The sequence below is a fragment of the Alexandriicola marinus genome (assembly GCF_004000435.1).
GTDB lineage: Bacteria > Pseudomonadota > Alphaproteobacteria > Rhodobacterales > Rhodobacteraceae > Alexandriicola > Alexandriicola marinus.
This window is the reverse complement of the sequence record NZ_RBVZ01000093.1, coordinates 1-296: the sequence shown is the minus strand read 5'-3', so window position 1 is coordinate 296 and position 296 is coordinate 1. Positions and strand designations below refer to the sequence as shown.

Here is a 296-nt window from a genome sequence, read left to right as displayed (position 1 = left end):
GGCAGTTGATATTTCGATTCAATGGCTTGCCGGATTGAGTCCGGCATGCATTTCAACTCCTTGATTTCAAAACGAAAGACAGACCGATGAAACCGAAGATTTTCATTGACGGCGAACATGGCACGACAGGCCTGCAGATCAGGACGCGGCTTGCCGGCCGGACCGACCTCGACATTCTCTCCCTTCCCGAAGCGGAACGGCGCAACAACACCATGCGGGCCGAAAGACTGCATGAGGCCGACCTTGCGATCCTCTGCCTGCCGGACGACGGAGCGAGACAGGCCCTGGAGTTGCTC

1 pseudogene is annotated in these 296 nt (G+C 57.1%); it reads left to right on the top strand.

From position 1 onward, the window contains the following. Positions 1–86: 86 nt before the first annotated feature. A pseudogene (locus tag EP376_RS22820) lies at positions 87–296 on the top strand (N-acetyl-gamma-glutamyl-phosphate reductase); the annotation flags it as partial.